Raw genomic sequence first — 13792 nt, 5'->3', positions numbered from 1 at the left:
ACACCGATAAGAGAAAACGCCATGCCGACATGAGCGTCATCACAGATAAGAAAGAACGGCCATGATCAAGGGCTTTTACATCGACAACTTCAAATCGCTAGTCGACTTCCGTCTGCCGCCAACACCTCATCAACTGGGTTCGTTCACCTGCTTGGTGGGGCTGAACGGGGCGGGCAAGTCCACGGTGCTGCAGGCTTTCGACTTTGTGGGACACTTGGCCAACGGGCAGGTGGCGTCGTGGTTAAAGCAGCGCGAATGGAAAGCTTCTGATTTGACTAGTCGGTTCTTGAAGCTCAAGAAGTTGATCCAATTCGAGCTGGAGGTAGAGGTGCCCGGCGAGGGGCGCATAGTCTGGAGTGGAGCGTTCAATACTACCGAGATGCGTTGCACCGCAGAGACGGTGACGGTCGACGGCGTGGAGCAGGCACTGCACATCAAGGATGGGCAGTTGCTGGTAGCGGGCACGGACAGTAAACCCTCGGTGCAGTATCCCGTGCGTTCAATGAAGTACGAGGGATCGACCCTCTCGTTCATCAATGTTCGCGATGTCCATCCGGCCTTGGGTGTATTGAAGCATGTGGCGGCCAACCTACGCTCGCTCGACCTTTTGTCGCCCCAGTCCATGCGTCGGCGTGCCAAGGAAGGAGCAGATATTGGCTATGGCGGCGAACGACTGGGTGCTTTTATCCATGGCTTGCCCGCCAAGGACAAGGCTGCGCTGACCAAGGCCCTGAAGAAGTTCTACCCGCAGGTTTCAGAACTTTCAACTACCGCGCTGCGGGCGGGTTGGAAAGATCTGCGCATCGTTGAGCAGTACGACAGCGTACAAACCGCGCCTTCACGTCTTGAGTCGGATGCACGCCAGGTAAATGATGGTTTGCTGCGCGTATTGGCAATCCTCTCGCAAGTGAGCATGTCGAAAACCACCGACCATTCCAAACGGATAGGTGACCTGGGTCAAAGCTGCGTGCTCTTCGATGAGATCGAAAACGGCATCAACCCGGAGTTGATGCAGAAGCTAGTGCGGCTGCTGCTCGACGCTGAGCGTCAGGTGATCGTGACTACACACAGTCCCTTGGTGTTGAACTACTTGCCAGATGACATTGCCAGGGAAGCGGTATTGCTGCTGTATAGGAACAGTGCTGGACACACCAAGGTGGTTCGTCTGTTTGATCTACCCAGCACGCAGAAGAAGCTCGCTCTGCTAGGCCCGGGTGAGGTGTTTGTCGACACGCATCTGGAGGCGCTGCCTGCTGAGGCGATGGCACTGGTGAAAGTCCAAGCGTCATGAGGTTGATTCTATCTGGGGAAGGGCCAACGGATTTGGGTCATAAGAGGCCGATGGCCGACGGAATTGCATTCGTGCCTGGACCAATGGCCTGGGTAGTGGACAAACTGTTGGAGCGCCATCACACGGAGTACAGCCTGCTGGAGACGCACCAGGCCGGAGGTGATTGCGTCACGCATGTCCATGAGACCGAACTGGCTGTCTTGCGCAAACCAGGCTCGCCGTTGTTACCCGGTGTGAAGTATGGCAAGGGCACTGCCTTCTTCACGCGCAATGCCCAGCTATTGGGACTGCTGGCTAAGCAGACCTCCACGCAAGAGGCGCAGCCGGTGCTGGCAATATTGTTCCGCGATGGCGATAAGACCAGGTCAACGGCAGCATCAGATTGGCAAGAAAAGGTGGATTCGATGCGCCGCGGGTTCGCGCAAGTTGAATGTGACACGGGGGTGCCCATGGTACCGCGCCCCAAGTCAGAAGCTTGGTTGCTGTGCGCACGTCGCCAGCCAGGCTATGCGAACTGTGCGTCACTTGAGGATGCATCCGGCAACGACGACAGCCCGAACTCGCTGAAAAAGCAGTTGGCGGCGCTATGCGGCGGCCTGGATCCGACGGCTGACGAGCAAGCCGACTGGGTGGTAAACGGCACTGTCGATCCGCTCCGAATCCACATGCCGAGTTTCAACGCCTTCAAACAGGCGCTTCACGCAGCAGCCAAGAACGCAGGATTGCCTCTGTTGCCATGACGAACGCTCAGATCGCCAAGGCCTAGCCTGCTCAAGGATCGCGGGAAGAGAGCAGCAAACTATCCCCACCCCCTGTGGGTAAGTGCTGGCATAAGTCTGGAACAAGTTGGCTAAGGTGTTGGTGGGTAGTGGATTACGCCGAGGCGCCTATTTTTTAAGCGCGAGTACGGCGGCGACGTTTTTACCTGGCCGACGTTTCTCCTTTTCTGAACGTCCGCCTGCCCGCATCGCCGCAATCCGTTCTCGTTCGGCTTGGCTCAAGTGAGCGCAGGAATCCATGCAGATCGTCTTTTCCTGGCAGGAAGGTGGCCTGCATTGGCCACCTTCCTGCCAGGTTTACGATTGCAACCCGGATTTGCATCCGCCGTCTTCAGTTACTCCCACCGAAGACTTGCCGGAAATTCCAGCCATTGCCTATTTTCTGGGCTTGGATAGGCCAGTTAACGGAGCCGTCGTTGAAGCCCGCATGCTTGTAGAAGCGCATGTCGCCATTGTCATGGATGGCATAGATGGTTCCATTATCGCCAGCGAAGATCTGCTTGAAGTTCCAGCCGTGACCTATCTTTTTGGCTTGAATGGGCCAATTGGCCGAACCGTCGTTAAACCCCGCATGCTTGTAGAAGAGCATGTCGCCGTTGTGCTGGATGGCATAGACAGAACCATTATCGCCGGCGAAGACCTGTTTGAAATCCCAGCCGTGGCCGATCTTTTTGGCTTGGATAGGCCAATTAGCCGAACCATCATTAAAACCCGCATGCTGGTAGAACAGCATGTCGCCGTTGTCCTGTATGGCGTAGATGGCGCCATTATCGCCAGCGAAGACTTGCTTGAAATTCCAGCCGTGGCCGATCTTTTTTGCCTGGATAGGCCAATTGGCCGAGCCGTCGTTATAGCCCGCATGCTTGTAGAAGAGCATGTCGCCGTTGTCCAATATTGCGTAGACGGCCCCATTATCGCCTGCAAAGACTTGTTTGAAGTTCCAGCCATGGCCTATCTTGACTGCCTGGATAGGCCAGTTGGGTGAACCGTCGCCCGTACCCGCATGCTTATAGAAAAGCATATCGCCATTCCATGCGATTGCGTAGACGGGAGTCGGGGTACTCGCTTGAACCGACTGTTTCGCTGTGCCGATACTTTCCGTGGCAAAAGCCCTGGTATCAGCCTGAACATTTCCGGCCGTAGCCAAGATGGCGGAAAAAATAACGATCAATTGATATTTACGCATTTGCTTACTCTCCTCCTTTTTCGCTGCTGGTGGCGAAGCCCACTTATTGATGCTGAACGTGGGTTAGACGGCCTTGTGGTATTCTCGCGAGGTCCGCCAGCTTATCAAGCTAGATCAAGATGCAAGAATTTACAAAGCGTCTGCAGTAGCCGCGCGGGCGGCTTGGAAGACCATCAGGGCACCTGCCGCGCCGTCTATACCTAACGAGCCCAGCCTAAACCATGCCCTCATTCGACCAACTCACGCTCACCACCCCGCGCCTGCTCCTGCGCCCCTTGCGCGATGCCGATGCGCCCGCCCTGTTCGCCATCTTTTCCGATCCGCGCGTGATGCGCTACTGGAGTACCCCGCCGTGGCCCACCCTTGAGGAGGCGCATAAGCTCATTGCCCGCGATGTCGAATCCATGGCGGCCGGCAAGTACGTCCGGTTCGGCATGGAGCGGCTGGAAGACGGCCAGTTGCTGGGCAATTGCACGCTGTTCAACCTTTATGAGCAGTGCAGGCGTGCCGAGATCGGCTACGGGATGAGCGCCGCCGCCTGGGGCAAGGGTTATATGCACGAAGCCTTGTCGGCCATGCTGGCCTACGGCTTCGACGAGATGGCATTGAATCGGGTCGAGGCCGATATCGATCCCCGCAACGAAGCTTCCGCCAGGAGCCTGGAGCGCTTGGGCTTTAAAAAGGAAGGCCATCTGCGCGAACGGTGGATCGTCGATGGCGAGGTGTCCGATTCCGGCTTGTATGGTTTGTTGCGTAGCGAGTGGAAGAAATAGCCTTCGCCACCCAGGCGGGCAAAACACCGTAAAAAGCGAATTCCCTGAGCAGTCATTTTCACGAAAGTGCCATATGGGCGGACCAGAATCGGTCGCGGCCACTTGGCCCCAACGAAAAAATACTCAGGAGCAACGCAATGAAACTCGCCCGTCTGTTGGCCGGTGTAGCGGTAGCTTGCTGTCTAGTCTCTCCCGCGCACGCCTTTTCGCAGGAAACCCATCGCCGTATCGTGATCGATGCCGTGGCCTATATGCAGGCCAATGCCGCCACGACCAACTTCGCCAAGCTGCAGTCCGGCGCCACCCGCGCCGGCTACACCGTGGAGCAGTTCGCCGCCGCGCTGGGGCAGGGGGCCTATGATGTCGATGATTTCGCCGACACCTATCTGTGCGGCGCGACCACCGGCGATTGCCAGCTGGCTCCGCTGTGGGGGATGGGCTCCGCTTTCGTCAACTACACCAGCTACCACCATTTCCAGAACCATACCGCCGGTCCCGATGTGCATGGCAATGCGCTGGGCGGCTACAACTACCAGAAGCTCACGGTATGGGGCGATATCGACAATATGGCGGCGGCCTGGCTGTATGGCGACTATCTGGACGATGGCCGGGGCGGCCTGAAGGGCTGGTTCGGCGACAATTCCAAGTACAACAGCTATGGTCTCACCGAGGCCAATTACCGCATGGGCGGACATTCGACTCCGGCGATGTATGCCGACTTCGAATCCATGCCGTTCCAGCCCATCGATAATCTGGGCCAGTACTGGTTCCAGCAGTTCCTGGCCCGGCCCACGGTGCAAACGCTGGGTTTTGTGATGCACACCACCGATCTGCTGCAGCCACACCACACCTGGACGACGTCGGCGCTCAACCATGTGCAGTGGGAGGGCTGGGTCAAGGACTACTACGACAGCGAGCGCCTGAATGATCCGGCCCTGGTGAAAACGGCCTTGGCGGACTTTACCCCGGTAGCGCTCAGCGCCACGGATATCCGGCCTTTGCTGACCCAGGGCGGCGATATTTCCTACGCCCGTGGCGGCGCCGTGCTGTCCGCCACGGATCATGAAACGCGTCGTACCGTTGCCAAGGTGGTGGTGCCGCACGCCATTGCCATGGTCGTGCATATCCTCAACCGCGCCGCCGAGCGCTTCTGATCATGCGCCGGCCTGCTTACCAGCGGCTGGCGCTCTGGGCTTCGCTGACCGTCAGTTTGACGGTCGGTGCGGCCAGTCGCGACAGCGTCAACGACCCGTCCCTTGTCGCCCGCATCAACGGCGAACCCGTAACGCTTGCCGGCTTGTCCGTGCTGCAACGCATTGGCGGCCACCAAGAGGGCGCCGCGCCCTTGAATAAGGTCCTGGCCTCGCTGATCGATAATCGTCTGCTGGGCGACTACGCCAGCCGGCGCTTCGACGAAGCGGCCTTGTTTCCGGCTGTCGGCGTGGCGTTTGCCCGCGATGTGGCCGTCGAGGATCAATTGATCGCCAATCTGCGGCGCGTCTACAAGGCCGAACTGGAAGCCGCGCTGGCCAAGGTGGGCGGCCTGGACAAACTGGTTCTCCAGCGCCACTCACCTACGCCGCAGACCCTGGAAACCGTTTTTCCCCGTACCGATACGGTGCGCCTGGATGGGGAGTTGTCGGCGGCCCAGCTCGGGCAAGCCGGGCGGATTCCCTTGCTCGACTATCGCCTGCCCCATGGCGAGCAGGGCCGTATCACCCTGGGGGATATCTGGCATAGGCAGAATATCCAGGGCAAGACCCAATTGGCCGGCGGCGACGCGGGTTTCCGCGAGCAGCAGGCCATGCAACTGCTGGCCGGTAAATTCGTGCTGGCGTGGACCCGGCGCGACAGCGGTCTGGCCATTGCCGACCTGGACCTGTTGCGCCGCGCGATCGAGGACCGCGATCGCCGGGGCGCACTGTTGCGGCTGCTGGGGGTGGAGGCGGATATGCATTACAGCAGTGACCATCTTGCGCGCCTCGCTGCCGCGATCACCTCCGCCGAAGTACAAGACTATTACGTTGCCCATCCGGCGGAATTCAAGCGAATCGAAAAAGTACGGGCCCGCCACATTCGCTGTGCCGATGCCGGCCGCTGCCAAAGCGCCTACGAGAAATTGCAACACGGCGGGGATTTCTCTGAGGTCGCGAAGGCGTTTTCCGATGCGGAGGATGCGGGGCAGGGCGGCGAACTGGGATGGTTGTTGCCCAATGCGGGCCAGGCGCCCTGGCTGAACGAACTGGCTTTCGCACTGCCGCCCGGCAAGCCGTCGCGGCCGGTAAGGGAGCCGGCCAGGGACGGCGTCGCCAGCTGGCGGATTGTCTTGGTCGAAGAGCGGCGGGAAGGCATGCAGCCGGCGGATAGCGAAGCGGTGCGCTATATCGCCAGCCAGGCATTGGCCAAACGTAAGGCGGTGGCGTATTTCAAGGATCTGCGCGAATCGCTTTACCGCGAAGCCGACGTTGAATTAAATCCCGATGCGCTGGGTTTTCGGCAGGCAGCCCTGCCCGGTAAGGAGTAGCTGATGAAGCGATCCACGCTTGTCGCGGCGACTTTGCTGCTTGCCATGCTAGGGGTGGCCGGGCTGCTATGGCCCGGCCACCCGACCGAGGTGGTGGCCGCGCCGAAACCTGTCGACCGGACGGTGCCGACAATGCCGCAAATGGCCCCGCTGGTCGCGGTCGCCCCGCAATCCATGCCGCCTGCGCTGCCCGTCATCGATCAATCGGCGTCGGCCATCCTGAGCTTGACCGCCGCGCGCGAGCATGGCGATGAAAGGGCGCCACCCTTGGCCCGGCAGGCGCAAGAGCAGGAGGCACCCAGTGCTTCGGAGTTGGCCAGCCCGGAGCAATACCAACGCTATACCGAACGTCAGCAGGCCAAGCTATATCGCGCCTATGTGCAGGCGGCCAACAAGCTCCTACCGCAGCTCGATGCCGACATCGTGAGGGCGCGGGCGGAAGGCATCATCAGCGCGGAACAGATCGCCCAGGCTGAGGAAAAGCGCCGCCGCATTGCGCAGATGCAGACGGAGCTGGGGGCTAAGGTGGGAGTGCAGTGATGACTGTCCGCGGCGGTATGATTCATGGCTCGACAACCAACTGCACCGCGCCACTATCGAAATGCGAAATTCCGTATTCGATAGGGATACCGTCCGCATCGACATACACGGTTTCGACACGGAGTATCGGCTGTGTAACGGCTTGGCCCAGCAATTGCGCCATCTCGCGGGTCGGCAGCATGGCGCTGATGCGGCTCAGCTTGCGTTGGAAATCGGTCACGCCGAAGTGTGCCAAGGCCAGATGGGTCTTACCCAGTTGCTGGTAGACCTCGGCTAAACCGGCAAAACGCGGTAGCGGGAAATACTGGGTGCAAACACCCACTACCCGTTCGTCCACCCGGTCCAGGGTATCGATCCGGGTGACGCGGCTGTCCGGCGGCAGTTCGAGCATTTCCGCGACATCCGACTCCGCCACGTTATCCCGTTGGCCGGTGAGTTGGCTGACGCCTATGCGCCGCGCCTTGGCCAGGCTGTGGGCAAGGCGGCTGCGGCGGCCCAGTTCGTAGGCGATCATGCCTTCGCGGACGAAGGTGCCGCGACCGTGCACCACCTCGACCAAGCCGCGATCGGCCAGGGCCTTGGCCGCTTGTCTGACGGTGTGGCGGTTTACGCCGAAATGCGCGGCCAGTTCGGTTTCATTGGGCAGGCGTCCCGTGCGGGCGCCAGCCAGGATGTCCGCCGCCAGGGTTTCTTCGATCTGGCGCCAGATGGCGGTGCCGGAACGGCGTGCGAGCTGGCAGGGGGATGTGGTGCTTAGCGGTGACATATCAGGCATGCAGCACCCGTTCCGCCAGGGCCAAGCCGATGCTCATGCCCACGCCCGCCGTGATGGCGACGCACTGCACGTCCGGTGCCGGCTGCAAATTCACATAGGCATCGGCTCCCTTGGCATAGACGCCCTGCCAGCGCTCCTTTACCCGCAAGGGCCTAGCCAGCAACTGTTCGGCCAGCCCCAGAATCAGCGTGTCGACCTCTTCGCTGTTGAAGGGCGAGACGTCGGCGCCGTAATGGTGCGAGTCGCCGACGATCAGGTCGCCGCTTTTACCCACTTGCTGGACGATCAGATGAATGCCATTCGCCGGCAGCGCGGGTTGTTCGCCTGCCAGGCGTTCCCGCAGTCGGGCCAGTGGCGCCGCCAAGGGCGGATGTTGGGTGAAGGCACCGTAATGCAGGGTGGAGAGGCCGGTCATCAGGGTCGGCCCCAGCACCATGCCGGGGTTGGCCAGCCGCAGCATCTGCAGTCGGCAGCGCTGCAAATCCAAATCGGCGAAGGCGCCGGGGTAAAGCGTCTGGAAATCGTGACCGGCGCATACGATGACGCGGTCGGCATGGTGTGGTCCGCGGCTGGTATGCAGTTCGGGCAGCGCGATGGTATGGACCTGGGTGCCGTAATGGAAGCGCACACCGTGTACTTCGGCCAGCCAGCGCGCGAACGCCGGGATGGTACGGCGGGCATCGAAGGCGATTTCGTGGTGGCTGCGCAAGCCGCCCAAGCCGTGTACGTGGTGCAGGGCAAGCTGGGCGGGATCGAGCAGGCGGGTGCCGTAAACCTGGCCCAGGTCCTGCTGGAAGATTTGCAGGACCGCCCATTCGGCGTCGTCGCGGGCCACCATGAGGCTGCCCTGGGCCTTGTGCCAGCAGCCCAGGGCCGGCAGCAGGTCCAGCCAGAGGCTGCGGGTGCGGTGGGCCAGCTCCAGCATCTCGCCCTGGGTCTGGCCCAGGAGCAAGCCCAGTCCAAAATTGCGCACCGACGCGCCACAGGCTTGGTGGTCGCGCTCGAATACCGTGACGGCATAGCCTCGCCGCACGGCCGCCCAGGCATGGGCCAAACCCAGCATGCCCGCGCCGATGACGGCCAGGCGCGGCGGGCTCATGGCCGTTCTCCGTGGGCGAGGCGGAGCGCGATGGCGTCCACCACGGCCGGCAAGTCGGCGATGCTGTCGATCACATAATGCGCGCCGGCCCGGCTTAACTTGGCGACCGCCCCAGCCCGGCATTGCTGCAAGGCCTCCGCATCCAGATCGCACACTTCGCTAGCGCTTAACCCCACTTCATTGCCGGAGAGCGACAGGCCGACGGTCCACATGCCGGCTGCCAAGCCTTCCTCTATGCCGGGGACGGTATCGTCCACCTTGATACAGGCGGCCAATTCGCTTACGCCCAGTTCGATGACGTTGGCCAAGGCCATCCACGGGCCGGGCCGGCCGCCGGGCTTTAGATCATCGGTAGCGACCGCGTGATCGACGACCAGGCCTTGCGACCTCGCATGCGGTAATAAACGGTCCATGACCGCACGCGGATAGCCGGAGCAGGAGCCGAGCTTGATGTCGCGCGCGCGCAAGGTGGCGAGCACCGGCAGGGCGCCGGGAATGACCGTGGAGTAATGCGCCACCCGCTCTATCTGCAAGGGCATAAAGGCGGCGTAAAGCGCATCCACGTCCTCGCGCCGCATGCTGAAGCCGTATTTTTCCCGCCAGCGGGCATCTACCGCCGGTAGGCGGCCCAGCGCGGCAATATGGTCCCATTTCGCCAAGCCCATGGGAACGCGCGCTTCGGTCATGGAAATGGCGATGCCGAAGCCCTGGAAGGCATCGATCAAGACCTGGGTGGGGGCGAAGGAACCGAAATCCACCAGGGTGCCGGCCCAGTCGAAGATGATGGCTTGCACCGGTCCATGGTAATGGCGCGTGTGGCGATAGTGATTGGCTGGCATGGGTTTCTCCTCTAGCGGGCTTGCCTTAGTTACGGATTCGCATCTCGGTCAGCGCGTGTGCCATGGCATCCAGTGCCAGTTGGATTTCCGCCTGGCCTATGGCGCCTATGCAGCCGATACGGAAGGTCTCCAGCTCGGTCAATTTGCCGGGATAGAGCACCACGCCATAGGCCTTGACGCGTTGATAGAAGGCGTCGAATCGCCACGCTGGATGAGTCGGGGCGTGGGCGGTGACGATGACGGGTGCCTGGATGGCGGCTGGCAGGAAAGGCTGCAAATCCAGTTGCTGCAAGCCTTCCAGCAGCATGTCGCAGTTGGCTTGGTAGCGCGCCAGGCGGGCCGGGCGGCCACCCTCGGCATCGAACTGATCGAGCGCGGCGGACAGGGCCGCCACCACATGGGTAGGCGGGGTGTAGCGCCATTGCCCGGTTTGCTGCAGATACCGCCACTGGTCGTACAGATCCAGCGACAGCGAATGGGCATTGCCCTGCGCCGCCTCCAGGCTATGCCGCCGCACCAGGACGAAGCCCATGCCGGGGACACCCTCCAGGCATTTGTTGGCGCTGGCGATCACGGCATCGAACGGCGTTTCGCGAGCCGAGAGCGGCAGGGCGCCCAAGGCGCTCATCGCATCGATGACCAGGCGCTTGCCGGCGCGGGCCACCACGTCGGCGATTTCCCGCAGGGGATTGAGGATGCCGGTGCTGGTTTCGCAGTAGATTACGCCGACATGGGTGATGGCGAGATCGCTTGCCAGGCGCTGGGCAACGCGGGCGGGATCGACGGGAGCGGTCTCGCCGAAGTCCAGAATCGTGACGGCGCGTCCCATGACCTCGGCCAGCCGGGCCATGCGCTTGCCATAGGCGCCGTTGCACAGTACCAGCAGCTTACCGTCGCGGGGCAGCAGGCTGCCTATCGCCGCCTCCACCGCGAAGGTGCCGGAACCCTGCATGGGCACGCAGGCATATTCCTCGCCACCATCGATCAAGGCGACCAGGCGCCGGCAGATATCGGCCGTCAAGCGATTGAAGCCGCTATCCCAGGAACCCCAGTCGTGCAGCATGGCGGTCTTGGTCGCCAGGGTGGTGCTCAGGGGGCCAGGGGTCAGCAAAATGGGGTCGCGCATGAAGAGGGTCCAATCCTGTTTTGAGAGTGCTTGCGGTGTCATGGCGTGGCGCGCCAACCCTGGGTACGGCGCTTGAGCCACCAACCCAGCAGATTGATCAGCAGGGTGGCGGCCAGCGAACTGGCCACGATCAAGCTAGCCATCGCCGCGGCGGCGGCGGTGTCGCCGGCGTCGTCCATATTCAATACGGCGATCGAGGCGAGCACGGTGTCCGGGGTGTAGAGGAAGATCACGCAACTGACCGTGGTCATGCCGGCGACAAACAGATACCGCACTACATCGAGCAGGGCCGGCAGGACGATGGGCAGCGTCACCCTGCGGCAGCTGGTCCACCAGGCCCGGCCTAGGCCGCGCGCCACCGCTTCGATTTCCGCATCGATCTGCCGCAAGGCCGTGCCGATGGTGAGATGGGCGGTGGTGTAGAAATGGGCGATGGTCGCGGCGACCAGGATGGTCATGCCGCCATATAGGCCATGCAGCGGATTGCCGGGGGCGTTGAAACAAAAGATATAGCCCAGCCCCAACACCAGGCCGGGTACCGCCATGGGCAGCAGGGCCAGGGTACGGATTACGGCGGCGGGCCAGCGTGGCGCCGGGGTTTTTTCCAGCAGGTAGGCCACCAGGAAGACCATGCCGGCACCACCCAAGGCGGTCCACGTCGCCAGTTCGAGGCTATTGGCGAAAGCCTGCCAACCACCGCCATCGACCTGGTCGAAGTCGTAGTGGATCAGCGTCAGGCTGAGGTCATAGGGCCACAGCTTGATCAGCGAGGCGGCCACGGCCGTGATCAGCATCAGCAGCAGGCACAGGCAGATACCGGCACACAGCAGGCCCAGCAGGATGTCGCGGGCGGGATTGCGGCGCGCGCGGTAGCCGACCGACCGGCCGCTGGTGGTCGCGCCATGGCCATGCGCCAGCCATCGTTCGACCCCGCAGCTCAGCAAGGCCGGCACCAGCAGTAGCAGGCCGATCACCGCACCCTTGCCGAAGTTCTGCTGGCCGATAACCTGCTTGTAGGCCTCCAGCGCCAGCACATTGGTCTGCCCGCCGATAACCTTGGGCACGCCGAAATCGGTTACCACCAGGGTGAACACCACCATGGCCGCCGCGAGCAGGCCGTAGCGCGAGTTGGGGAGGGTTATGGTCAGCAGGCGCCGCAATTTGCCGGCGCCCAAAACCTCGGCCGCCTCATACAAACGGGCGTCCGCCATGGCAAGCGAAGTGGTCAGGATCAGCAAGGCATGGGGGAAGGTGTAAAAAGCTTCGCCCAGCACGATACCCAGCGGACCGTAGATGCTGGTTTCACCCAGCCAACCCTTGAGCAGGCCCTGATTGCCGAATAGATAGACCAGCGAAATCGCCGGCATCAGGGAGGGTGCCAACATGGGAGACAAGGCCACCAGCCGCCAGAACGGTTTGCCCCATAGGCGCGAACGGGTAAGCGCAAAGGCGAAAGCCATTGCCAAGGGCAGCACCAGGATAGTGGTGAGCCCCGCCAGGCGACAGCTGCTCCAGGCCGCATCCAGCAAGCGGGTTTCGCCAGCCATGGCCAGCATATTGGCCATGCCGACGAATTGGCCGGCTCTGTCCTGTACCGCCTTGACCAGGATGCAGGCCAGGGGCCAGGCCAGGAAAACCAATAGCATCAGGGCCAGCAGCCAGACCAGGGCGCCGGCCAGCCTTTCATCGGTGCTGCGCGGTGGATTCAGGCGGGATAGGTGGGGTAGGCCAAGGCTTGGCAGCAGCATCATGCCGGTCCCACAAAAACCCGCAAGCGCTCCGGCGGTAGGGTAAGGGGGACGTGCTGACCGGGAACCAGGCCGGCCAAACCGGCGTCGTTGGGGCCAACATCGGCCAGCAGGGTGATATTGCGCGCGGCGCACAGCGATAGGCTGGCGCGCCGCAAGCCACCCAGGAAATCGACCCGCTCGACCACCGCCATCATGGTATTGGCGCCGGGGCGCCAATACCGCTCGATCCGGACATCCTCGGGTCGGCAGAACAAGGTAGCGGTGGTCGCCGTGGTGTCTGTTGCAAGCAGTCCAGGCGCCAGCCGAATGCCGGCCAGGCAGAAAGCGCCGCTGGCGTCGCGGCTAAGCGGCAGCCAGTTGGCACGGCCGACGAAGTCCGCGACGAAGCGGCTGGCGGGTTCGCGGTAGATGCGCTCCGGGCTGCCCAGCTGTTCGATGCGCCCATGCCGCATCACGGCGACGGTATCCGCCAGCGCCAGCGCTTCTTCCTGGTCATGGGTGACCATGATGGTGGTTACGCCTAGCTGTTGCTGCAAGGTGCGCAGCTCGCCCCGCAGATGCTCTCTCACCTGGGCATCAAGGGCGGACAGCGGTTCATCCAGCAGCAACAGACTGGGCGAGGTGGCCAGGGCGCGCGCCAAGGCTACCCGTTGCTGTTGTCCACCGGAAAGCTGGGCGGGATATTTTTGCGCCGATCCTGCCAGCCCCACCAGATCCAGTAATTCGGCCACGCGCCTGGCTTTGGCCTGCCTACTGGTACGTAGGCCATAAGAGATATTGGCGGATACATTCAGATTGGGGAACAAGGCGTAAGACTGGAACACGATGCCATAGTCGCGCGCGGCTGGCGGCAGGCGGCCGATGTCGCGCCCGCCCATATGCACGGTACCGCCATCCTGTTGTTCCAGGCCCGCCAGGATGCGCAGCAGGGTGGTCTTGCCGCAGCCGGAAGGACCCAGCAAACAGAGAAACTCCCCCTTTCGTATGGGCAGGTCTATGCCGTCCAGCGCCCGAAAGCCACCGAAGCGTTTGTGAATACCGGTGCAATGGAGCCAGCCGGCCGCTTGGCCGCTCGTCCCGGCCGGAAGGGGGAGGTCCTGGCGATTCAT

13 protein-coding genes are annotated in these 13792 nt (G+C 62.2%); 6 read left to right on the top strand and 7 right to left on the bottom strand.

The features are described from left to right. Window positions 1–61 precede the first annotated feature (61 nt). Both FNU76_RS03345 and FNU76_RS03340 read left to right on the top strand, forming a co-directional pair. Window positions 62–1291: an AAA family ATPase gene (locus FNU76_RS03345; RefSeq protein WP_143856394.1), complete on the top strand. Its 1230-nt coding sequence runs from the start codon at window positions 62–64 to the stop codon at window positions 1289–1291. Window positions 1292–1341: 50 nt separating this feature from the next. After that, window positions 1342–2031: a hypothetical protein gene (locus tag FNU76_RS03340; protein ID WP_143856393.1), complete on the top strand. Its 690-nt coding sequence runs from the start codon at window positions 1342–1344 to the stop codon at window positions 2029–2031. A gap of 370 nt (window positions 2032–2401) precedes the next feature. Here FNU76_RS03340 and FNU76_RS03335 read toward each other — a convergent pair whose 3' ends face one another. Next, on the bottom strand, window positions 2402–3256 hold the full coding sequence (locus tag FNU76_RS03335) for a tachylectin-related carbohydrate-binding protein (protein ID WP_143856392.1): 855 nt from the start codon (window positions 3254–3256) through the stop codon (window positions 2402–2404). A 221-nt stretch (window positions 3257–3477) separates the two neighbouring features. On the opposite strand from FNU76_RS03335, the gene FNU76_RS03330 reads away from it, so the two are divergent. The 4 genes from FNU76_RS03330 (at window position 3478) to FNU76_RS03315 (ending at window position 7093) form a co-directional block, all read left to right on the top strand. Further along, window positions 3478–4029, top strand: a complete 552-nt coding sequence (locus FNU76_RS03330; protein WP_143856391.1) for a GNAT family N-acetyltransferase — start codon at window positions 3478–3480, stop codon at window positions 4027–4029. Between the two features lie 137 nt (window positions 4030–4166). Next, window positions 4167–5183 (top strand): phospholipase C/P1 nuclease family protein, encoded by a 1017-nt coding sequence (locus FNU76_RS03325; protein WP_143856390.1) that lies wholly within the window; start codon window positions 4167–4169, stop codon window positions 5181–5183. 2 nt (window positions 5184–5185) lie between these two features. Further along, window positions 5186–6553: a peptidylprolyl isomerase gene (locus FNU76_RS03320; protein WP_143856389.1), complete on the top strand. Its 1368-nt coding sequence runs from the start codon at window positions 5186–5188 to the stop codon at window positions 6551–6553. A 3-nt stretch (window positions 6554–6556) separates the two neighbouring features. Then, on the top strand, window positions 6557–7093 hold the full coding sequence (locus FNU76_RS03315; RefSeq protein ID WP_143856388.1) for a hypothetical protein: 537 nt from the start codon (window positions 6557–6559) through the stop codon (window positions 7091–7093). 22 nt (window positions 7094–7115) lie between these two features. Here the strand turns inward: FNU76_RS03315 and phnF are convergent, their stop codons facing one another. The 6 genes from phnF to FNU76_RS03285 are packed head-to-tail and all read right to left on the bottom strand — an operon-like array spanning window position 7116 to window position 13792. Continuing rightward, a complete protein-coding gene (gene phnF, locus FNU76_RS03310; RefSeq protein WP_143856387.1) occupies window positions 7116–7868 on the bottom strand; it encodes a phosphonate metabolism transcriptional regulator PhnF in 753 nt (250 codons plus the stop codon). After that, window positions 7861–8967: a TIGR03364 family FAD-dependent oxidoreductase gene (locus tag FNU76_RS03305; RefSeq protein WP_143856386.1), complete on the bottom strand. Its 1107-nt coding sequence runs from the start codon at window positions 8965–8967 to the stop codon at window positions 7861–7863. The genes phnF and FNU76_RS03305 overlap by 8 nt, the downstream gene beginning before the upstream one ends. Beyond that, window positions 8964–9806 (bottom strand): phosphonoacetaldehyde hydrolase, encoded by an 843-nt coding sequence (phnX, locus tag FNU76_RS03300; protein WP_143856385.1) that lies wholly within the window; start codon window positions 9804–9806, stop codon window positions 8964–8966. The genes FNU76_RS03305 and phnX overlap by 4 nt, the downstream gene beginning before the upstream one ends. Before the next feature lie 25 nt (window positions 9807–9831). After that, window positions 9832–10932, bottom strand: coding sequence for a 2-aminoethylphosphonate--pyruvate transaminase (locus tag FNU76_RS03295; RefSeq protein ID WP_143856384.1), 1101 nt, complete (start codon window positions 10930–10932; stop codon window positions 9832–9834). Window positions 10933–10970: 38 nt separating this feature from the next. After that, window positions 10971–12683 carry a putative 2-aminoethylphosphonate ABC transporter permease subunit gene (locus FNU76_RS03290; protein WP_223879207.1) on the bottom strand — a complete coding sequence of 571 codons (1713 nt, stop codon included), beginning with the start codon at window positions 12681–12683 and terminating at the stop codon, window positions 10971–10973. Next, window positions 12680–13792, bottom strand: a complete 1113-nt coding sequence (locus tag FNU76_RS03285) for a putative 2-aminoethylphosphonate ABC transporter ATP-binding protein (protein WP_143856383.1) — start codon at window positions 13790–13792, stop codon at window positions 12680–12682. The genes FNU76_RS03290 and FNU76_RS03285 overlap by 4 nt, the downstream gene beginning before the upstream one ends.

This window comes from Chitinimonas arctica (assembly GCF_007431345.1).
Lineage (GTDB): Bacteria > Pseudomonadota > Gammaproteobacteria > Burkholderiales > Chitinimonadaceae > Chitinimonas > Chitinimonas arctica.
The sequence above is the reverse complement of the archived record's forward strand: the minus strand, read 5'-3'. Positions and strand labels throughout refer to the sequence as shown.